Annotated in this window: 17 protein-coding genes; 16 read left to right on the forward strand and 1 reads right to left on the reverse strand. The window is 61.9% G+C overall.

Going from position 1 to position 19,699, the window contains the following annotated elements; genetic code table 11:
* Window positions 1-15: 15 nt before the first annotated feature.
* The 4 genes from mutS (at window position 16) to WI754_RS07140 (ending at window position 7,700) form a co-directional block, all read left to right on the forward strand.
* Window positions 16-2,760, forward strand: a complete 2,745-nt coding sequence (mutS, locus tag WI754_RS07125) for a DNA mismatch repair protein MutS (RefSeq protein WP_349436998.1) — start codon at window positions 16-18, stop codon at window positions 2,758-2,760.
* A gap of 97 nt (window positions 2,761-2,857) precedes the next feature.
* The gene (locus WI754_RS07130; protein ID WP_349436999.1) at window positions 2,858-5,707 is read left to right on the forward strand and encodes a [protein-PII] uridylyltransferase; all 2,850 of its coding nucleotides are present in this window, start codon (window positions 2,858-2,860) and stop codon (window positions 5,705-5,707) included.
* A complete protein-coding gene (gene murJ / locus WI754_RS07135; RefSeq protein ID WP_349437001.1) occupies window positions 5,704-7,296 on the forward strand; it encodes a murein biosynthesis integral membrane protein MurJ in 1,593 nt (530 codons plus the stop codon). Before WI754_RS07130 ends, murJ begins: the two co-directional genes overlap by 4 nt.
* Before the next feature lie 11 nt (window positions 7,297-7,307).
* Window positions 7,308-7,700, forward strand: coding sequence for a VOC family protein (locus WI754_RS07140; protein ID WP_349437002.1), 393 nt, complete (start codon window positions 7,308-7,310; stop codon window positions 7,698-7,700).
* Window positions 7,701-7,712: 12 nt separating this feature from the next.
* On the opposite strand, the gene WI754_RS07145 is transcribed toward WI754_RS07140, so the two are convergent.
* Entirely contained in the window at window positions 7,713-8,195 is a 483-nt protein-coding gene (locus WI754_RS07145) for a D-Ala-D-Ala carboxypeptidase family metallohydrolase (RefSeq protein ID WP_349437004.1), read from the reverse strand.
* A gap of 443 nt (window positions 8,196-8,638) precedes the next feature.
* Between WI754_RS07145 and trpS the strand changes: the two genes are divergently transcribed.
* The 12 genes from trpS to WI754_RS07205 all read left to right on the forward strand — a co-directional run bounded on the left by trpS (window position 8,639) and on the right by WI754_RS07205 (window position 19,644).
* Window positions 8,639-9,706 (forward strand): tryptophan--tRNA ligase, encoded by a 1,068-nt coding sequence (gene trpS / locus WI754_RS07150; RefSeq protein ID WP_349437005.1) that lies wholly within the window; start codon window positions 8,639-8,641, stop codon window positions 9,704-9,706.
* A 53-nt stretch (window positions 9,707-9,759) separates the two neighbouring features.
* The gene (locus WI754_RS07155) at window positions 9,760-10,251 is read left to right on the forward strand and encodes a universal stress protein (protein WP_349437006.1); all 492 of its coding nucleotides are present in this window, start codon (window positions 9,760-9,762) and stop codon (window positions 10,249-10,251) included.
* A gap of 142 nt (window positions 10,252-10,393) precedes the next feature.
* Window positions 10,394-10,960 carry a NifU family protein gene (locus WI754_RS07160; protein WP_037125436.1) on the forward strand — a complete coding sequence of 189 codons (567 nt, stop codon included), beginning with the start codon at window positions 10,394-10,396 and terminating at the stop codon, window positions 10,958-10,960.
* A gap of 46 nt (window positions 10,961-11,006) precedes the next feature.
* Entirely contained in the window at window positions 11,007-11,672 is a 666-nt protein-coding gene (gene tsaB, locus WI754_RS07165; RefSeq protein ID WP_349437007.1) for a tRNA (adenosine(37)-N6)-threonylcarbamoyltransferase complex dimerization subunit type 1 TsaB, read from the forward strand.
* A gap of 9 nt (window positions 11,673-11,681) precedes the next feature.
* Entirely contained in the window at window positions 11,682-12,179 is a 498-nt protein-coding gene (locus WI754_RS07170; protein ID WP_349437008.1) for an N-acetyltransferase, read from the forward strand.
* 111 nt (window positions 12,180-12,290) lie between these two features.
* On the forward strand, window positions 12,291-13,079 hold the full coding sequence (locus WI754_RS07175; RefSeq protein ID WP_349437009.1) for a lysophospholipid acyltransferase family protein: 789 nt from the start codon (window positions 12,291-12,293) through the stop codon (window positions 13,077-13,079).
* Between the two features lie 49 nt (window positions 13,080-13,128).
* The gene (gene miaB / locus WI754_RS07180; RefSeq protein WP_349437010.1) at window positions 13,129-14,529 is read left to right on the forward strand and encodes a tRNA (N6-isopentenyl adenosine(37)-C2)-methylthiotransferase MiaB; all 1,401 of its coding nucleotides are present in this window, start codon (window positions 13,129-13,131) and stop codon (window positions 14,527-14,529) included.
* 29 nt (window positions 14,530-14,558) lie between these two features.
* Complete coding sequence (locus WI754_RS07185) at window positions 14,559-15,614, forward strand: PhoH family protein (protein WP_349437011.1); 1,056 nt, start codon at window positions 14,559-14,561, stop codon at window positions 15,612-15,614.
* 18 nt (window positions 15,615-15,632) lie between these two features.
* Window positions 15,633-16,139, forward strand: a complete 507-nt coding sequence (gene ybeY, locus WI754_RS07190) for an rRNA maturation RNase YbeY (RefSeq protein ID WP_349437012.1) — start codon at window positions 15,633-15,635, stop codon at window positions 16,137-16,139.
* Between the two features lie 12 nt (window positions 16,140-16,151).
* Window positions 16,152-17,315, forward strand: a complete 1,164-nt coding sequence (locus WI754_RS07195; protein WP_349437013.1) for a hemolysin family protein — start codon at window positions 16,152-16,154, stop codon at window positions 17,313-17,315.
* A gap of 154 nt (window positions 17,316-17,469) precedes the next feature.
* The gene (gene lnt / locus WI754_RS07200; protein ID WP_349437014.1) at window positions 17,470-19,065 is read left to right on the forward strand and encodes an apolipoprotein N-acyltransferase; all 1,596 of its coding nucleotides are present in this window, start codon (window positions 17,470-17,472) and stop codon (window positions 19,063-19,065) included.
* A gap of 156 nt (window positions 19,066-19,221) precedes the next feature.
* The gene (locus WI754_RS07205) at window positions 19,222-19,644 is read left to right on the forward strand and encodes a helix-turn-helix domain-containing protein (protein WP_349437015.1); all 423 of its coding nucleotides are present in this window, start codon (window positions 19,222-19,224) and stop codon (window positions 19,642-19,644) included.
* Window positions 19,645-19,699 lie beyond the last annotated feature (55 nt).

Here is a 19,699-nt window from a genome sequence, read left to right on the forward strand (position 1 = left end):
TTTTTTGGGACCACCATGACTTTTATAGCCGAGCCAATCACCCGCAACGCCGAGGTTCTCACCGCCGTTCAACTGGCGACGGAGGAAAGCCGTGCCACGGCCACGCCGATGATGGAACAGTACATCGAGATCAAGGCGAACAATCCGGATTCGCTGCTGTTTTATCGCATGGGCGATTTCTACGAATTGTTCTTTCAGGACGCCGTCGAGGCCTCGCGCGCACTCGGCATCACGCTCACCAAGCGCGGCCAGCATCTCGGCCAGGAAATCCCGATGTGCGGCGTGCCGGTGCACGCTGCCGACGATTATCTCCAGAAGCTGATCGGTCTCGGTTTCCGCGTCGCCGTCTGCGAACAGGTTGAAGACCCGGCTGAAGCCAAGAAACGCGGCTCCAAGTCTGTCGTCAAGCGCGACGTGGTGCGCCTCGTTACGCCCGGCACGATCACCGAAGACAAGCTGCTCTCGCCGTCTGAATCGAACTATTTGATGGCGCTCGCCCGCATTCGCGGCAGCTCGGAGCCGGCAATCGCGCTCGCCTGGATCGATATCTCCACCGGCGTCTTCCGGCTCGCCGAAACGACGGAGACCCGGCTGCTCGCCGATATCCTGCGCATCGAGCCGCGCGAACTCATTCTCGCCGATACCGTCTTCCATGACCCGGAGATGCGGCCCGTCATCGAAATTCTCGGCCGCGTCGCCGTTCCGCAACCCGGCGTCCTGTTTGACAGCGCGACGGCGGAGAACCGCGTCACCCGCTATTATGGCGTGAAGACGCTCGATGGCTTCGGCAGTTTTTCCCGCGCCGAACTCGCCGCCGCCTCGGCCGCGATTTCCTATGTCGAGAAGACCCAGTTCGCCGAGCGTCCGCCGCTCGGCACGCCGGAACGCGAAAGTGCCGCCTCGACCCTGTTCATCGACCCGGCTACCCGCGCCAATCTGGAACTCGTCAAGACGCAGTCCGGCGACCGCAACGGCACGCTCCTGAAGGCGCTCGACCGGACCGTGACCGGCGGCGGCGCCCGGCTGCTTGCCGAGCGGCTGATGTCGCCGCTGACAGATCCGGAGCGGATCAATGCCCGGCTCGATTCGATCACCGCGCTCTCCGATCAGCCCGCCTTCTGCAGCGACCTGCGTTCCGCGCTGAAACACGTGCCGGACATGCCGCGCGCGCTGTCGCGCCTCTCGCTCGGCCGTGGCGGTCCGCGCGATCTCGGCGCCATCCTGGCAGGCTGCCAGGCGGCGGCTGAAGTCGCGGGGCTGCTTGGCAGCGGAAATCTTTCCGAGGAACTGGTCGCCTCGCTGCAGGCGCTGAGGGCGCTGCCGGGCGAGCTCGTGCAGAAACTCGCAACGGTGCTCGGTGACGAGCTTCCCCTGCTGAAGCGAGACGGTGGCTTCCTGCGCGATGGTGCGAGCCCCGAGCTTGACGAGATGCGGGCACTGCGCGACCAGTCCCGCCGCGTCATCGCCGGTCTGCAACTGAACTATGCCGAGGAAACCGGCATCAAGTCGCTGAAGATCAAGTACAACAATGTGCTGGGTTATTTTATCGAGGTGACTCAGGGCAATGCCGGGCCGATGACCGATGGTCCCGAAGCCCGGGCGCGCTACATCCACCGCCAGACCATGGCCAATGCCATGCGCTTCACGACGACGGAACTGTCCGATCTCGAAACGAAGATCGCCAATGCAGCCGACCGGGCTCTGTCGATCGAGATCGAGGCCTTCGATAGGATGACCGCCGCCGTGGTAGCGGAAGCCGAGGCGATCAAGGCGGCGGCGCTCGCGCTCGCGGTCGTCGACGTCTCGGCCGGTCTCGCGACACTCGCCGAGGAGCAGGCCTATTGCCGCCCTTTGGTCGATCAGTCGAAGATGTTTGCGATCGACGGCGGACGTCACCCGGTGGTCGAGCAGGCGCTGCGTCGCCAGTCGGGGACGGCGTTCGTCGCCAACACCTGCGATCTGTCGCCGCATGACGGTGAAGGCGACGGGGCGATCTGGCTGCTCACCGGTCCCAACATGGGCGGTAAATCGACCTTCCTGCGACAGAACGCGCTGATCGCCATCATGGCGCAGATGGGCAGTTTCGTGCCGGCCGCCTCCGCTCACATCGGCATTGTCGACCGCCTGTTTTCCCGCGTTGGCGCTTCCGACGATCTGGCCCGCGGCCGCTCCACCTTCATGGTCGAGATGGTCGAGACGGCCGCCATCCTCAACCAGGCGACCGATCGTTCGCTGGTGATCCTCGACGAGATCGGCCGCGGCACCGCCACCTTCGACGGTCTGTCGATCGCCTGGGCCGCCGTCGAACATCTGCATGAAGCCAACCGATGCCGCGGCCTTTTCGCCACGCATTTCCATGAATTGACAGTGCTGTCGGAAAAGCTGACGCGGCTCTCCAACGCCACCATGCGGGTCAAGGAATGGCACGGCGACGTCATTTTCCTGCATGAAGTCGGCCCGGGCGCCGCCGATCGCTCCTACGGTATCCAGGTCGCCCGGCTTGCCGGCCTGCCGGCCTCCGTCGTGGCGCGGGCCAAGGATGTGCTGGCAAAGCTCGAGGATGCCGACCGCAAGAACCCGGCGAGCCAGCTGATCGACGACCTGCCGCTGTTCCAGGTGGCGATCCGACGAGAGGAGCGGATGACGGTCGGCCCGTCCAAGGTGGAAGAGGCTTTGAAAAGCCTCAATCCGGATGATATGACGCCGCGCGAAGCGATGGATGCGCTTTATGCGCTGAAGAAACAACTTGGCAATTCTTGAACGCTACAGTCCTGTGCATTCTCGGACAAAAGGTCTATAGCGCATGCACAAGCAGCGGCTCGTTGAGCCCGCCGGACAGGAACACGGTCGGCATTTGATGACCATACACGACACCTCATTTCCCGATATCCTGAATGTCGCAGCGCTGAGGGCCAAGTGCAGTTTCATCGCTTCAGCGCATGCGGAGCAACGCGACCTGATGCGCCGGGCGTTGCTCGCCGCCTTCAAGCAGGCCAATCTCGACGGCCGTCAAAACGCCCATGAACTGCTCAAGCAGGATGGCAGCGGTCTCAAATGCGCCGAGCGGATTTCCTGGCTGCAGGACCAGCTGATCACCGTCCTGCACGACTTCGTTCTGAACGAGGTTTTCGACGCCGCCAATGCGCAGCCCTGGGCCCGCATCGCCGTTACAGCCGTCGGCGGCTATGGCCGCGGCACGCTGGCGCCTGGCTCGGATATCGATCTTCTCTTCCTGCTGCCGGTGAAGAAGGCCGTCTGGGCCGAGCCGTCGATCGAGTTCATGCTCTATATCCTGTGGGATCTCGGCTTCAAGGTCGGCCACGCCACGCGCACGATCGACGAGTGTGTCCGACTGGCGCGCGGCGATATGACGATCCGCACCGCAATCCTCGAATCGCGCTACATCTGCGGGTCGCGCGAGCTGGCGGACGAACTGGAAACCCGGTTCGACAGCGAAATCGTCAAGAACACCGGTCCGGACTTTATCGCCGCCAAGCTCGCCGAGCGCGACGAGCGCCACCGCAAGGCCGGCGACACGCGCTATCTGGTTGAGCCGAACGTCAAGGAAGGCAAGGGTGGCCTGCGCGACATCCACACGCTGTTCTGGATCGCCAAATATTTCTACCGGGTCAAGGATTCGGCCGACCTGGTCAAACTCGGTGTTCTCTCACGCCAGGAATACGAGCTTTTCCAGAAGTCTGATGATTTTCTCTGGGCGGTACGCTGCCATATGCATTTCCTGACCGGCAAGGCCGAGGAGCGGCTGTCCTTCGACATCCAGCGCGAGATCGCGGAAGCCCTCGGCTATCATGATCACCCCGGCATGACCGCCGTCGAACGCTTCATGAAGCACTATTTCCTGGTGGCAAAGAACGTCGGCGATCTCACCCGCATCTTCTGCGCAGCGCTCGAAGACCAGCAGGCCAAACAGCTTCCGGGGTTCACCGCGGCGCTCAGCCGTTTCACGCACCGTGTCCGCAAGATCGCCGGCACTCTGGAATTCGTCGATGACGGTGGGCGCATCGCGCTCGCGAGCTCTGATATCTTCAAGCGCGATCCGATCAACCTGATCCGCATCTTCCATGTCGCCGATATCAATGGCCTGGAGTTCCATCCGGCCGCCTTGAAGCAGGTGACCCGGTCGCTCGGCCTGATCACTCAGGCCGTGCGCGATAACGAGGAGGCCAACCGGCTCTTCATCTCGATGCTGACTTCGCGCCGCCAGCCGGAGCTGATCCTGCGGCGGATGAACGAGGCCGGCGTGCTCGGCCGCTTCATCCCGGAATTCGGCAAGATCGTCTCGCTGATGCAGTTCAACATGTATCACCACTATACGGTAGACGAGCATCTCCTGCGCGCCGTCGATGTCTTGTCGCGCATCGACCAGGGCCGCGACGAGGAGCTGCATCCGCTTGCCGTCAAGCTGATGCCGAACGTCGAGGATCGTACCGCGCTGTTCGTGGCCGTGCTCCTCCATGACGTTGCCAAGGGGCGCCCCGAGGACCATTCCACCGCCGGTGCCAAGGTTGCGCGCAAACTCTGCCCGCGCTTCGGCCTGACGCCGAAACAGACGGAAACGGTTGCTTGGCTGATCGAGGAGCATCTGACGATGTCGATGGTCGCCCAGACGCGTGATCTCAACGACCGCAAGACGATCATCGATTTCAGCGAAAGGGTGCAGTCGCTCGACCGGTTGAAAATGCTGCTCGTGCTGACGATCGCCGACATCCGTGCCGTCGGCCCGGGCGTGTGGAACGGCTGGAAGGGTCAGCTTCTGCGCACCCTCTACTACGAAACAGAACTGCTCCTCTCCGGCGGCTTTTCCGATCTGCCGCGCAAGGAGCGCGCCGCTCATGCCGCCGACGTGCTCTACAACGCGCTGTCCGACTGGAGCCAGAAGGACCGGAAAACCTATACGAAGCTGCACTACCAGCCGTATCTGCTCTCCGTGCCGCTGGAGGATCAGCTCCGCCACGCCCGCTTCATCCGTGAGGCCGACAAGGCCGGCCGGGCACTGGCGACGATGGTCAGGACCCACCAGTTCCACGCCATCACGGAAATCACCGTGCTGTCGCCCGACCATCCGCGCCTTCTGGCTGTCATCGCCGGCGCCTGTGCCGCGGCCGGCGCCAACATCGTCGACGCGCAGATCTTCACGACGTCCGACGGGCGGGCACTGGACACGATCCTCGTCAACCGCGAATTCCCGAACGATGACGACGAGACGCGCCGCGCCGCCAGCATCGGCAAGATGATCGAGGATGTGTTGTCGGGCAAGAAGCGGCTGCCGGAGGTGATCGCCAGCCGGACCAAGCACCGCAAGCGCAACAAGGCCTTCACGGTGCCGCCGGCCGTCACCATCAGCAACAGCCTCTCCAACAAGTTCACCGTCATCGAGGTGGAATGCCTCGACCGCACCGGCCTCCTGTCGGAGATCACGGCCGTGTTGTCCGACCTTTCGCTCGATATCGCCTCCGCGCACATCACCACCTTCGGCGAGAAGGTCATCGATACCTTTTACGTCACCGACCTCGTCGGCCAGAAGATCACCAATGAGGCCCGCCACAGCAATATCGTGGCCAGGCTGAAGGCCGTCATGTCGGACGAGGCCGACGAGATGAGAGACCGCATGCCGTCGGGCATGATCGCGCCGCAGAACACCCAGCGTCCGGCGGCCGCTCCCAGAAAAACCAAGGCGGATTCATGAGCCTCGTCCGGAAATTCATGACGGTCGGCGGTGCCACGCTCGGCAGCCGCATCTTCGGTTTCGCCCGCGAAACGCTGATGGCGGCAGCCCTCGGCACTGGGCCCATGGCCGACGTCTTCTACGCCGCTTTCCGCTTCCCGAACCTCTTTCGCCGTCTGTTTGCCGAGGGCGCCTTCAATGCCGCCTTCGTGCCGCTCTTTTCCAAAGAGATCGAGGCGAACGGGACTGACGGCGCCAAGCGCTTCTCCGAAGAAGTCTTCGGCGTGCTCTTTTCGGTGCTCTTCATCCTCACCATCGTCATGGAGCTTTCCATGCCGCTTCTGGTGCGCTTCGTCATCGCGCCGGGCTTTGCCGACGATCCGCAGAAGTTCGGCATCACGGTCAGCATGGCGGCGGTGATGTTCCCCTACCTGATGTGCATGTCGCTGACCGCAATGATGAGCGGCATGCTGAACTCGCTGCATCATTTCTTCGCCGCCGCCGTCGCCCCGATCTTCCTCAATGTTGTGATGATCGGTGCGCTGTTCTACGCGCTCTATACCGGCGCCGACCCGTTGGCGACCGCCTGGTATCTGTCCTGGGGTGTGCTGGCGGCCGGCATCCTGCAGCTTGCCGTCGTCTATCTCGGCGTTCTCCACGCCGGCATGAGCATCGGCCTGCGTTTTCCCCGCTTCACGCCCAACGTCAAGCGCCTGCTGATCCTTGCCGTACCTGCCGCGATCACCGGCGGCATCACCCAGATCAACCAGCTGATCGGCCAGGCGATCGCCTCGGCCCAGGACGGCGCCATCGCAGCCTTGCAATATGCCGATCGCATCTATCAGCTGCCGCTCGGCGTCGTCGGCATCGCCGTCGGCGTGGTGCTTCTGCCGGAACTGTCCCGCGCGCTCAAGGGCGGCAATCTGCGCGAAGCCGGAAACCTGCAGAACCGTTCAATCGAATTCGTGCTGTTCCTGACGATCCCGGCGGCTTTCGCGCTCTGGATTCTCTCCGACGAGATCATCCGCGTGCTCTACGAACGCGGCGCCTTCCACCAGCAGAACACCGAGATCGTCGGCTCGATCCTCGCCATTTACGGCATTGGCCTGCCGGCCTTCGTCCTGATCAAGGCGCTGCAACCTGGCTTTTACGCCCGCGAGGACACGAAGACGCCGATGCGCTTTTCCGTCGTCGCCGTCGCCGTCAATTGCGCTGCAGCCCTGACCCTGTTCCCGCGTCTCGGGGCACCCGGCATCGCAATCGCCGAAGCGACGGCCGGTTGGCTCAGCACCGTCCTGCTCTTCGTCACGCTGCTGCGCCGCGGCCATCTCGTTTGGGAATGGGCGCTTATGCGCCGGACAGCTCTTCTCATTGTTTCTGCGGCTATCATGGGTGGGGTGCTTTATTATCTCCGCGACGTCTTTGCGGTATCGCTCGCCTCCGGCGCGTCGCTGTTGACGAAGGTTGCAACGCTCAGCCTGCTGATTGCCGTCTCGATGATCGTCTATTTCGCCGTCGCCTTCCTGATCGGCGGTGCCGATCTCGGCATGATCCGGCGGAATTTGAAGCGGAAAGCCGGCGCCAAACCAGCCCCGCCCGCCGATATCTGAAGGTCGCACCCATGAAGCAGATGATCGCGCGCGTTGCACTTGTCGTCCCGGACTATGATGCGGCCATTGCCTTCTATTGCGATGTGCTCGGCTTCGACGTCTTGGAAGACACCGATCTTGGTAACGGCAAGCGCTGGGTGCTGGTGCGTCCGAAAGGCGCCACGGAAACGGCGCTGCTGCTCGCCAGGGCCGATAGCCTTGAGCAGCAGGCGGCCGTCGGAAACCAGGCGGGCGGCCGGGTCGGCTTCTTTCTGTTCACCGACGATTTCGGCCGTGACCACACGGCGATGCTCGGGGCAGGGGTCCGGTTTCTGGAGGAACCGCGCCGCGAGGCCTATGGAACAGTCGCGGTCTTTGCCGATCCCTTCGGCAATATGTGGGATTTGCTTCAGCCGGTGGCCTGAAGTCGCGCCGCGTCAGGCGCGCCTTGCTGACCGGCGTCTGGCACTGAGAATGCCGCCGCGTGCTCTTCCGCAATGAACCCACTGGCGCCGGGGGCCGGTATCGACGTGAACGATACCGTTGCAATAGCGGCCGATGCCGCCGATGCCCGGCGCCGTTCTCGCTGCGGCGATGATCCTGCTTTCCGACACTCCGGGCACGCGAATATCTGCGGCCTGACACAGTCGGTGCAGCGAACCCCGGCGATGAGCATGGGGGCGGTGACCTGACGTCACCAGCGGGCGCTGTCCGGTTTTCATGGCAATATGCGCCAATATGCCCTCGAGACGGGGAGAAAAGCAGCCCGTCCTGACGGATACTGTCTGGATGGTGTAGGCAGCAGACCTGCTATACGCAGGGAGCTTGACTTTACGCACCCGGCCATCTTTGGCATCGGCCGTGGCAAAGCTGGAAACGGTCAGCAGGCATGCAAGAGCAATCCAGAGCAGGTTACGCATGGCAATCCCCTTGGCATGAGCCCGTTCAACATCCGCTTCCGGATGGGGGCGCACGCAAATGTCGGTTCGCCGCGCGGTTCGATTTGCGCGGTAAAACAGAACGACCTTGGCCACGGTGGCGGGTTGGGAAATTCATCTTAAATGAAGCAATTTTATGAAATTTTCTACCTATACCTCGAAAGTGGTAGCCCGTAATTCGGCCTTCTTTATTAACACGGTAGGAATATTAGAGGATAAAATTCCATCTTGGGCATGAAGAATCAAAGCCTTGCCGCCAGTTTGCGGGCATAGGATCGGCAGGTCGGCTACGTCGTTTGGCGGACGCTTGCGCTGGCGAAAGCCAAAACACCGCGGCTCGCCTCTTGATCACCGCCACACCTGTGTGCATAAGCCCGCCAACAGCAACAGAGGCCGGGCCCTCCACAAGCCCGAATGAGGACACGATGTCAGACTTCAAGCCGCTCGTTTTTTCCGGCGTCCAGCCCACAGGCAATCTCCATCTCGGCAATTATCTCGGCGCGATCCGCAAGTTCGTGGCGCTGCAGGAGAATAACGACTGCATCTATTGCGTCGTCGATCTGCACGCGATCACTGCCCAGCTCGTCCATGAGGACATGCCCAACCAGATTCGCTCGATCGCCGCCGCCTTCATCGCCTCCGGCATCGACCCGAAGAAGCATATCGTCTTCAACCAGTCGGCTGTGCCGCAGCACGCGGAGCTCGCCTGGGTCTTCAATTGCGTCGCCCGCATCGGATGGATGGAACGCATGACGCAGTTCAAGGACAAGTCCGGCGGCAAGAACGCCGAGCAGATGTCGCTTGGCCTGCTTGCCTATCCGAGCCTGATGGCCGCCGACATCCTCGTCTACCGCGGCACGCACGTGCCGGTCGGGGATGACCAGAAGCAGCATCTGGAGCTTGCCCGCGATATCGCGATGAAGTTCAACATCGACTTCATGGAGCATATCCGCAAGACCGACTACGGCGTCGACATCAAGGTCGGCGAAGAGCCGGTGCATGCCTATTTCCCGATGGTCGAGCCGCTGATCGACGGGCCGGCGCCCCGCGTCATGAGCCTGCGCGACGGCACCAAGAAAATGTCGAAATCGGATGCCTCCGACCTGTCGCGCATCAACCTGATGGATGATGCCGATACGATCTCGAAGAAGATCCGTAAGGCAAAGACGGACCCGGATGCATTGCCGGGCGAGGTCGAGGGCCTCAAGGGGCGCGCGGAAGCGGACAACCTCGTCGGCATCTATGCGGCCCTTGCCGACAGGACCAAGAGCCAGGTTCTGGAGGAGTTTGGCGGCCAGCAGTTCTCGGTCTTCAAGCCGGCGTTGGTGGATCTGGCGGTCAACGTTCTCGCGCCGATCTCGGGCGAGATGCGCCGCCTGATGGATGACACGACCCACATCGACGGCATCCTGCGCGATGGCGGCGAACGGGCCCGGGCGCGGGCGGAAGTGACCATGAAACAGGTCCGGGAAATCGTCGGCTTTCTGCAATAATTCGCCGCAAAAGAAACCTTGCAGCCAAAAATATCGGGTGTAAGAGTCCCGCTATGGTTTCAACACGACTCTCAAGACTGGAAGGTCACCGCCGCAAGTTTATGGCGGTAATCGACGATACGCCGGAATGCAGCCGGGCCGTTCACTATGCCGGCATGAGGGCCAAGAATTCCAATGGCGGCATGGTTCTTCTGTACGTCATTGCCGACGGCGATTTCCAGCAATGGCTGGGCGTCGAAGGCATCATGCGGGCAGAAGCGCGTGAAGAGGCCGAGGCAACGCTCGCCAAGATTGCGCAGACGGTGCGCGAGACGATCGGCATCGAGCCCGAAATGGTGATTCGCGAAGGCAGCGCAACCGAGCAGATCTACAGCCTGATCGAGGAAGACCGGGACATCGCGATCCTCGTGCTTGCGGCCGGTTCTGCCAAGGATGGTCCGGGGCCGCTGGTATCCTCGATCGCCGGCAAGACGGCGGCATTTCCGATCCCGGTGACCGTGATACCGGACATTCTGACTGACGCGGAAATCGACGCGCTGAGCTGAAAGCAGCATCAGCCGTTTTCATCCTTCCGGGCCGGAAACGGTCCCTGGCGCATCTTGAAGCCGTTGTTCAAACCGCCTATATTCTTTTGAATAATTCTAAACAGGCTGGTTGAACGTCATCCCGGCCGACGCGGAGAAAGACATGTTCATCCAGACGGAAGCCACCCCGAACCCAGCGACGCTGAAATTCCTGCCCGGCAAGGTGGTGATGGAAAACGGCACGGCGGAGTTCCGCGATGCGGAAGAAGCCGCAGCCGGTTCGGCGCTCGCCTCCCGGCTGTTTATGATTCCCGGCGTCACTGGCGTCTATTTCGGCTACGATTTCATCACCGTGACCAAGGAAGATCAGGAGTGGCAGCATCTGAAGCCGGCCATTCTCGGCTCGATCATGGAGCATTTCATGTCCGGCCAGCCGGTCATGGCGGTGCAGACCCGCGCTGAAGAAAGCGACCAGGACGGCGAGTTCTTCGAGGAAGGCGACGAAACCATCGTCGCGACGATCAAGGAGCTGCTGGAAACCCGCGTGCGCCCCGCCGTTGCCCAGGATGGCGGCGACATTACGTTCAAGGGGTTCCGTGACGGTACGGTGTTCCTCAACATGAAAGGCGCCTGCTCCGGTTGCCCGTCCTCGACGGCGACGCTGAAGCATGGGGTGCAGAACCTGTTGCACCATTTCATTCCCGAAGTGCAGGCGGTCGAGGCCGTCTGAGCGAGCGTAAACCTGTGCCGCGACTATGCGTTAGAGTTCAACATCCATGATCGTTCTGGCCATCGATACGGCTGGGACGGGTTGTTTTGCAGCCGTTTATGACAGCACCGCCGATAAGGTACTGGCATCTGCCGGCGCCGATATCGGCCGTGGTCATGCTGAGCAACTGCTGGCTTTCATCGATCAGGCACTTGCCGAAAGCGGCAAGACCCTTTCTGACATCGATCGCATTGCCGTCACCATCGGTCCCGGCTCCTTCACCGGTATCCGGGTCGGTGTTGCCGCGGCGCGTGGCTTCGCTCTGGCCTTGGGTGTGCCTTCCGTCGGTGTTTCCATCCTCGCAGCGCTTGCCAAATCCGCGGCTGAGAAGCATCCGGGACGGCCGGTCCTTGCCGCAATGGATGCGAAACGTGACGAACTCTATTGCCAGATATTCGAGGCGGCCGGCGCTCCGCGGACCGAGGCGCAGATCGTCGAGCTTGGCGATGCGCGGCACATGTTCGCGGGGTTCGACGGCGTCATCTGCGGCTCCGCCACCCGGCATCTTACCGATGCTCCCTTGCCGGATGTGGCACAGATCGACGTCGCCGATATCGGTACTGTGGCACGGCTTGGTGTCGTTGCCGATCCGTCGCTGGGCAAGCCGAGCCCGCTGTATTTGCGCGGGCCGGACGTGAGGCCGCAGGCCGGCTTTGCCGTGGCGCGGGCGTAAGAGCGTAAGATGTCGCTGACTGACTATTTTATCCGCAAACCCGAGTTCGAAATCGTCACGCTGGAAGCGGACGACCTGCCGAAGGCAGCTGCCATTCACAAGTTGCGCTTCACATCCCCGTGGAGCGATGGCGAACTGCATTCGCTGCTGGTTCAGGATACTGTCTTCGGGTTTATCGCACGCCAGAGCAATGCCTCTGCGCGGCCTTTGACCGGCGGCTTCGTACTGTCGCGCGTCGCCGCCGGCGAGGCGGAAATCCTGACGATCGGCGTCGATCCGCGTTTTTCGCGCCTGGGCCTCGGCTGGCGGCTGATGCGGGCAGCCCTGCGCGAGGCGCGTGATCAGGCGGCAGAGGCGGTCTTCCTCGAAGTCGATGAAACCAATGTTGCTGCCATTGGCCTTTATCGCAAGCTCGGTTTTGTCGATGTCGGCAAAAGACGGGCCTATTATCAGGGTGCCGGTGGCAACAGGACAGCAGCCCTTGTCATGCGCCTCGATCTTGGCTAGCCGTACTGCCTTTGAATGAGGGACGCGCTTGCGCCGCCACGCCGACCAGACGATCAGGGATCGAGATATCTGCCGCACCGCCGTCCGGCTGCGGGCGTGGAGTTTGCGCGCGTGATCAATTGGCTGCGCGTCACGCTCTGCATGACACTGTTGTTTGTCGCGACGCTCGTCCTGCTCCCGATGCAATTGGTCTTTCTCTGGCTGGATACGCCGCGGCGGCGCAGGCTTCCGCGTCTCTGGCACCGAATGGCCTGCCGCCTGGTCGGCATCCGGGTCCGCGTCCACGGCATGCCGGACCGTCAGCGACCGTTGATGCTGGTGTCAAACCATGCGAGCTGGAAGGATATCCTCGTTCTCGGCTCGATCGCCGACGTGGTGTTCGTTGCCAAGTCGGACGTGAAGGCCTGGCCGGTCTTCGGCGTGCTCGCCCGGCTCCAGAAGACGATTTTCATAGAACGCGACCAGAAGCGCACCACCGGCAATCAGGTCAACGAGATCGGCAAGCGGCTGGCCGATGGCGAGATCGTCGTTCTGTTTCCCGAAGGCACGACGTCCGACGGCAACCGGCTGCTCGAAATCAAGACATCGCTGTTCGGCGCCGCGGCGTCCGCCGTGCCGCTGTCCCCGACGGGTGTCGTGCATGTCCAGCCGGTTGCCATCGCCTATACCGGCATTCACGGCATGCCGATGGGACGCTACCACCGGCCGATTGCAGCCTGGCCCGGCGATATCGCGCTGGCACCGCATCTGCTTGGCATCCTTTACGAGGGGGCCGTCGATGTGGACGTTATTTTCGGCGAACAGATCACCTATACGCCGGAGAGCAACCGTAAGGCGGTCAGCCGGCAGGTGGAGAAGAGCATCCGTTCCATGCTGGCGCTCAAGCTGCGCGGCCGCTGAACGCCGAAAGGGCTTCAATTTTGCCCCTCTTTGCTCTATGGAACCGCCCATGACACAGGAAACAGCAGTTTTGTCCGCAAAGCCCGAAATGGCGCTCGAAAGCTCAGCAGTCCGCAAGGTTTTTGTGAAGACCTATGGCTGCCAGATGAACGCCTATGATTCCGACCGGATGACGGACGCGCTGGCAAAGGATGGCTATGTCTCGACCGACGTCATGGAAGACGCCGATCTGGTGCTGCTCAACACCTGTCACATCCGCGAGAAGGCGGCCGAAAAGGTCTATTCGGCGCTTGGCCGCCTGCGCGAGCTGAAGAAGAAAAAGGCAGGCGAAGGCCGCGAAATGATGATCGGCGTCGCCGGCTGTGTCGCCCAGGCGGAGGGTGATGAAATCCTGCGCCGGGCGCCGGCCGTCGATCTCGTCATCGGCCCGCAGACCTATCACCGGCTTCCCGAAGCCCTGAAGCGCGTCAAGCGCGGCGAGCGCGTGCTCGAGACCGACTACGCCATCGAGGACAAGTTCGAGCATCTGCCGGCGCCGGACAAGGCAAAGACCAGGGCAAGGGGCGTCACCGCCTTTTTGACGGTCCAGGAAGGCTGCGACAAGTTCTGCACGTTCTGCGTCGTGCCCTATACGCGCGGCTCGGAAGTCTCCCGCCCGGTCACCCAGATCGTTTCCGAAGCGCAGAGGCTCGTCGATGGCGGCGTGCGCGAAATCACGCTGCTCGGCCAGAACGTCAATGCCTGGCATGGCCCCGGCCCGAATGGCGAAACATGGGGGCTCGGTGAGCTTCTGCACCGTCTGGCGGCGATCGAGGGCCTCGCCCGTTTACGCTACACCACCAGCCACCCGCGCGATATGGACGACAGCCTGATCGCCGCGCATCGCGACCTGCCGCAGCTGATGCCCTATCTGCACCTGCCGATCCAGTCGGGCTCCAACCGTATCCTGAAAGCGATGAACCGGCGCCACACGACGGCGGAGTACATCGCGCTGATTGCCCGCATCAAGGCGGCGCGACCCGATCTTGCGCTGTCTGGCGATTTCATTGTCGGCTTTCCCGGCGAGACCGACGAGGATTTCGAGGATACACTGCGGCTCGTCGAGACAGTCGGTTATGCACAGGCATTTTCCTTCAAGTATTCGACCCGTCCGGGGACGCCGGGTGCCGATCTTGAAGATCAGGTGCCGGAGGACGTGAAGGCCAAGCGACTGGAAAGATTGCAGACTTTGCTGCTGAAGCAGCAGCAGGTCTTTGCCGAGCAGTGCATCGGCAAGACCATCGACCTGCTGCTGGAGAAGCCGGGCCGCATGCCGGGCCAGTTGATCGGCCGCTCGCCCTGGCTGCAGTCGGTGAATGTTGATGCAAAGTCATCGCAAATCGGTGACATTGTCACTGTACGAATCACTGGTGCGGGCCCTAACAGTCTGTTTGCCGAGGTGGTAAGCTAAGGGACCGCTAACTCAAGGAGCCTGACCGCTTGAACGGACACGAATTGGTCTCATCATCGCCGCGCCAGTCGAAAACATCCGCGACAGACGTCAATCACTTCGTGCTCACCTTCGAGAACAACCGCTTTGCCAGTGAGCTTTTCGGCCAATTCGACCAGAATCTGAAGCTGATCGAGCAGCGCCTGCACATCGATGCGCGTCCGCGCGGCAATTCGGTTGCGATCTCGGGTGACATGGTCGCCACCAATCAGGCTCGCCGGGCGCTCGATTATCTCTACGGCCGCCTGCAGAACGGCAGCACCGTCGATGTCTCCGACGTCGAAGGCGCCATCCGCATGGCAGTTGCCGCGGATGATCAGCTGCAGCTTCCGACCCTGGAAAAGAAAGCCAAGTTGAACCTCGCCCAGATTTCCACCCGCAAGAAGACCATTGCCGCCCGCACGCCGACACAGGATGCCTATATCCGCGCGCTGGAACGTTCCGAGCTGGTCTTCGGCGTCGGCCCGGCCGGCACCGGCAAGACCTATCTTGCGGTGGCCCATGCCGCCCAGCTTCTGGAGCGCGGCGCGGTCGATCGCATCGTCCTGTCGCGTCCCGCGGTGGAGGCGGGCGAACGCCTCGGCTTCCTGCCGGGCGACATGAAGGACAAGGTCGATCCCTATCTGCGGCCGCTCTACGACGCGCTTTACGACATGATGCCCGGCGATAAGGTCGAGCGTGCGATCACGGCCGGCGTCATCGAAATCGCCCCGCTGGCCTTCATGCGCGGCCGCACACTCGCCAATGCCGCCGTCATCCTCGACGAAGCGCAGAACACGACCGCAATGCAGATGAAGATGTTCCTGACGCGTCTCGGTGAAAACGGCCGCATGATCGTCACCGGTGACCCCAGCCAGGTCGACCTGCCGCGCGGTGTCAAGTCCGGCCTCGTCGAGGCGCTGCAGATCCTGCGGGGCGTCGAAGGCGTGTCTGTCGTCCGCTTCAAGGATGCCGATGTGGTGCGCCATCCGATGGTCGCCCGCATTGTCCGCGCCTACGAGGCATCGACTGCTGTGCATGACGAAAGCGAGCAGAGCGACCGGTAAAGGCGGCCGCAGCCAATCATGACCACCCTTGATATCCAGATCAGCGTCGAGGAGGGCCCCTGGCCCTCCGAGGCCGAGCTCCAGTCTTTGAGCGAGCGCGTCCTTGGCGCGGCCGCCGATTTGCTCCACCGGGAGGAAAAACAGCCGTTTCCGAAAATGCCGCCGGAAGTCTCGCTGGTGTTCACGGACGATGCCTCCATCCGTGAAATCAATGCGGAATGGCGCAGTCAGGACAAGCCAACCAATGTGCTGTCATTCCCGGCTTTTCCACTCACACCCGGCAAGATCCCGGGGCCGATGCTCGGCGATATCATCCTCGCCCAGGAAACGCTGGTGCGCGAAGCGCAGGCTCTCGACAAGCCTTTCGACGAGCATCTGAGCCATCTCCTGGTGCATGGATTTCTGCATCTTTTCGGTTATGATCACATGGAAGAGAACGATGCTGAAAGAATGGAGAGTCTCGAGACTCGCATTTTGGCCGGTCTTGGGCTATCTGATCCCTATGGGGACAGCGATCCCGTATGATAGTTTGGAACGATGAGCGATTTTAGAACACAGCCGGCCGCGGCTGTAAGAGATGAGGCGGAAGCCTCCAGTCAGGACGAAGCGGGCAGTAGTAGCGCCGCTCATAAACCTGAGAGCGGCAGATCCGGTTCCTCCTTCTGGAGCCGTGCAGCCCGAATTTGGCGTGCCGGCAGCAGCTCGAGTATTCGTGAGGATCTTGCTGACGCCCTGATGACCGGCGGCGCCGAAGGCGACGCGGCCTTTTCGCCGGCCGAACGGGCCATGCTCAATAACATTCTTCGCTTCCGTGAGGTGCGTGTCGAGGACGTGATGGTTCCGCGCGCCGATATCGAAGCTGTCGATCTCTCGATCACCATCGGTGAACTGATGGTCATCTTCGACGAATCCGGCCGCTCGCGCATGCCGGTCTATAGCGAGAGCCTCGATGATCCGCGCGGCATGGTGCATATCCGCGATCTGCTTTCCTATGTCACCAAACAGGCGCGCAACAAGCGCCGTGCCAGCAGCCGTTCCACCGCAAGCGCTGCCGCAAACGCGGCTGAAAAATCAGAAAAGCCGGCGCGCCAACCGAAGCCGAGCTTCGATTTGGGACGCATCGATCTGTCGAAGACCGTCGAAGAGGCAGGCATCATTCGCCAGGTGCTGTTCGTGCCGCCGTCCATGCACGCATCCGACCTGATGCAGCGCATGCAGGCGGCCCGTATCCAGATGGCACTGGTCATTGACGAATATGGTGGCACCGACGGTCTCGCCTCGCTCGAGGATATCGTCGAAATGGTCGTCGGCGATATCGAGGACGAGCATGATGACGAAGAGGTCATGTTCGCCAAGACCTCCGACGACGTGTTCGTCGCCGACGCTCGCGTGGAATTGGAGGAGATTGCCGCGGCGATCGGTCCTGATTTCGATGTGCGCGAGCAGCTCGAAGACGTCGATACGCTGGGTGGTCTGGTCTTTGCGTCGCTCGGCCGCATTCCGGCCCGCGGTGAAGTCGTCCAGGCAATCCCGGGCTTCGAATTCCAGGTTCTCGATGCCGACCCCCGCCGGGTCAAGCGCGTGCGGATCGTCCGCAAGCGTCCTCCGGCACGCCGTCGCCTGCTCAAGGGCGACGAGGATGCGCCCCTTGAGGCAACACCGTTTGCCAGCGACGAAAAATCCCTGCGTGAAACCGGATAAAAGCTTCGTTTCCGGCACCCGGACACTGCTTCGAGGCACGACAAGCAGCCGCTTTTTTGGAAGACTGCCGGCGCGTTGATTCGAATGGACGGTTTGCGCCCCGCCGCATGCCTTGCCTGGCAAAGTGCGGTTCGCGCCGGTTTGGGGGAAATGAATGGAGTGGCTTGCGGGCAGGATCATGCTGTTGTCAGGAGCTCGCCGGGCGCTTGTCGCCTTTACCGCCGGACTGATCGCCGTCTTTGCCCTGCCGCCCTTCGGCATATTCGCCGCACCGTTTCTGTCTTTCCCCGTCCTCGTCTGGCTCATCGACGGCGCATCGGGCAATCCTGACCATGGTGTGCTGAGGCGCAGCTTTCCCGCCCTCCTCGTCGGCTGGTGTTTCGGCTTCGGCTATTTCCTCGGCGGCCTGTGGTGGCTGGGCAACGCGTTGCTCGTCGAGGCCGACGAATTCGCCTGGGCCGTACCGCTCGCCGTTGTCGGGTTGCCTGCTTTTCTTGCCGTCTTCTACGCGTTCTCGGCGGCGCTCGCCCGCCTTCTCTGGTCGGACGGGGTGGGCCGCATCGCCGCGCTCGCCTTCGCCTTCGGACTGTTCGAGTGGCTGCGCAGCTTCATCCTCACGGGCTTTCCGTGGAACGCGATCGGCTATGCGGCCATGCCGGTGCCGCTGATGATGCAGTCGGCAGCGGTGATCGGTCTGGCTGGCGTCAACATGCTGGCCGTCTTTGTTTTTGCGTCTCCAGCACTTATCGGTACCCGCAAGGGTCTGCGGACTGGCTTGGGCCTCGCCGCGCTTCTGGTCGCTGCCCATTTCGGCTACGGGTTTTACCGGTTGAACGAGCCGCTGTCGCCTCCGGCAGACCCGGCCGTCACCATCCGTCTCGTCCAGCCGCTGATCGACCAGTCAAAGAAGTTCGATGACAGCGAGCGGCTGGCGATCTTCGAAGAGCATCTCAAGCTGACTGCGGCGCCGGTCGAAGATGGCGGCAAGCGCCCCGATGTCGTCGTCTGGCCGGAAACCGCGGTACCGTTCATCCTGACCGAAAATCCGGATGCGCTCATGCGGATTTCCGATGTCCTGCAGGAGGGCCAGATCCTCATCGCCGGGGCGGTCCGCGCGGAGGATGCAGGGGCGGGCCAGTCGCCGCGCTACTATAATTCGATCTATGTTATCGATGATCGCGGCCAGATCGTCGGTGCTTCCGACAAGATGCACCTTGTGCCCTTTGGAGAGTACCTGCCGCTCGAAAGCCTGTTGATGTCGGCGGGTTTGAATGCGATCGCAGCCACCATGCCCGGCGGTTTTTCGTCCGCCGCGACGCGCTCGCTCCTGACCTTGCCGGGCGGAAAGACGCTCTATCCGCTGATTTGCTACGAGGCGATCTTCCCGCGTGAAATCGGCAATGATGCACTTGCCGCAAATGCGCTGCTCAATATCACCAATGATGGGTGGTTCGGCAATACACCTGGCCCCTATCAGCATTTCCAGCAGGCGCAGCTGCGCAGCGTCGAGACGGGCCTGCCGCTGATCCGCGACGCCAATACCGGCGTATCAGCAATCGTCAATGCGCGCGGTGAAATCGTCACCGGTTTTCCGTTCGGCACCCGGGGGTTTGTGGACACAATCTTGCCGGGAAAGGTTGCTCTGCCAATGAGCCCTCGGGAACAGGGGAGAAATGGAATGCTGCTTGCGTGTCTTCTCCTTGCTCTCGCGATTATTTCCCGCGCAAGTTTTATTTTCCGGGAGAATTGACCAAAAACCCCTAAAATTGCATAGTGGTATTCACCAATGATCTTTACCTATGGTTCAGAGGGTTTCCGCCCGGCAACACAACGTAACGTGTGTAGTCAGCTCTCTGTAAGTGGCCAGGTTATGGGGCAACTGCAACTCGCTTATTAGGAAACCGTTATGATAGAGAACAAGAAGAAACCGAACCCAATCGACATTCATGTCGGTAGCCGGATTCGCCTTCGCCGCACCATGCTGGGCATGAGCCAGGAAAAGCTCGGAGAGAGCCTCGGGATCACCTTCCAGCAGATCCAGAAGTATGAAAAAGGAACCAACCGGGTCGGCGCGAGCCGTCTTCAGAACATTTCGAGCATCCTGAATGTTCCGGTATCCTTCTTCTTCGAAGATGCACCGGGCGACTCGGCGTCTTCCGGTCCGTCGGGCATGGCCGAAGCCTCCAGCTCAAACTACGTGGTCGACTTCCTGTCGTCTTCGGAAGGGCTTCAACTCAACCGCGCCTTCGTCAAGATCGGCGATCCCAAGGTGCGTCGCAAGCTGGTGGACCTGGTCAAGGCCCTGGCAGTGGAAGCGGAAGCCGAATAAGGCCAACGCGAGGCGGAACTGAAAAAAAGCGGCCGGATAGTGCCGCTTTTTTTGT

This window comes from Pararhizobium sp. A13 (genome assembly GCF_040126305.1).
Taxonomy (GTDB): Bacteria; Pseudomonadota; Alphaproteobacteria; order Rhizobiales; family Rhizobiaceae; genus Pararhizobium.

Bases quoted from the DNA above. Each gene is read 5' to 3' on its own strand.
- mutS (WP_349436998.1), top strand. From the start codon at position 16: ATGACTTTTATAGCCGAGCCAATCACCCGCAACGCCGAGGTTCTCACC.
- WI754_RS07130 (WP_349436999.1), top strand. From the start codon at position 2,858: ATGACCATACACGACACCTCATTTCCCGATATCCTGAATGTCGCAGCG.
- murJ (WP_349437001.1), top strand. From the start codon at position 5,704: ATGAGCCTCGTCCGGAAATTCATGACGGTCGGCGGTGCCACGCTCGGC.
- WI754_RS07140 (WP_349437002.1), top strand. From the start codon at position 7,308: ATGAAGCAGATGATCGCGCGCGTTGCACTTGTCGTCCCGGACTATGAT.
- WI754_RS07145 (WP_349437004.1), bottom strand. From the start codon at position 8,195: ATGCGTAACCTGCTCTGGATTGCTCTTGCATGCCTGCTGACCGTTTCC.
- trpS (WP_349437005.1), top strand. From the start codon at position 8,639: ATGTCAGACTTCAAGCCGCTCGTTTTTTCCGGCGTCCAGCCCACAGGC.
- WI754_RS07155 (WP_349437006.1), top strand. From the start codon at position 9,760: ATGGTTTCAACACGACTCTCAAGACTGGAAGGTCACCGCCGCAAGTTT.
- WI754_RS07160 (WP_037125436.1), top strand. From the start codon at position 10,394: ATGTTCATCCAGACGGAAGCCACCCCGAACCCAGCGACGCTGAAATTC.
- tsaB (WP_349437007.1), top strand. From the start codon at position 11,007: ATGATCGTTCTGGCCATCGATACGGCTGGGACGGGTTGTTTTGCAGCC.
- WI754_RS07170 (WP_349437008.1), top strand. From the start codon at position 11,682: ATGTCGCTGACTGACTATTTTATCCGCAAACCCGAGTTCGAAATCGTC.
- miaB (WP_349437010.1), top strand. From the start codon at position 13,129: ATGACACAGGAAACAGCAGTTTTGTCCGCAAAGCCCGAAATGGCGCTC.
- ybeY (WP_349437012.1), top strand. From the start codon at position 15,633: ATGACCACCCTTGATATCCAGATCAGCGTCGAGGAGGGCCCCTGGCCC.
- WI754_RS07195 (WP_349437013.1), top strand. From the start codon at position 16,152: ATGAGCGATTTTAGAACACAGCCGGCCGCGGCTGTAAGAGATGAGGCG.
- lnt (WP_349437014.1), top strand. From the start codon at position 17,470: ATGGAGTGGCTTGCGGGCAGGATCATGCTGTTGTCAGGAGCTCGCCGG.
- WI754_RS07205 (WP_349437015.1), top strand. From the start codon at position 19,222: ATGATAGAGAACAAGAAGAAACCGAACCCAATCGACATTCATGTCGGT.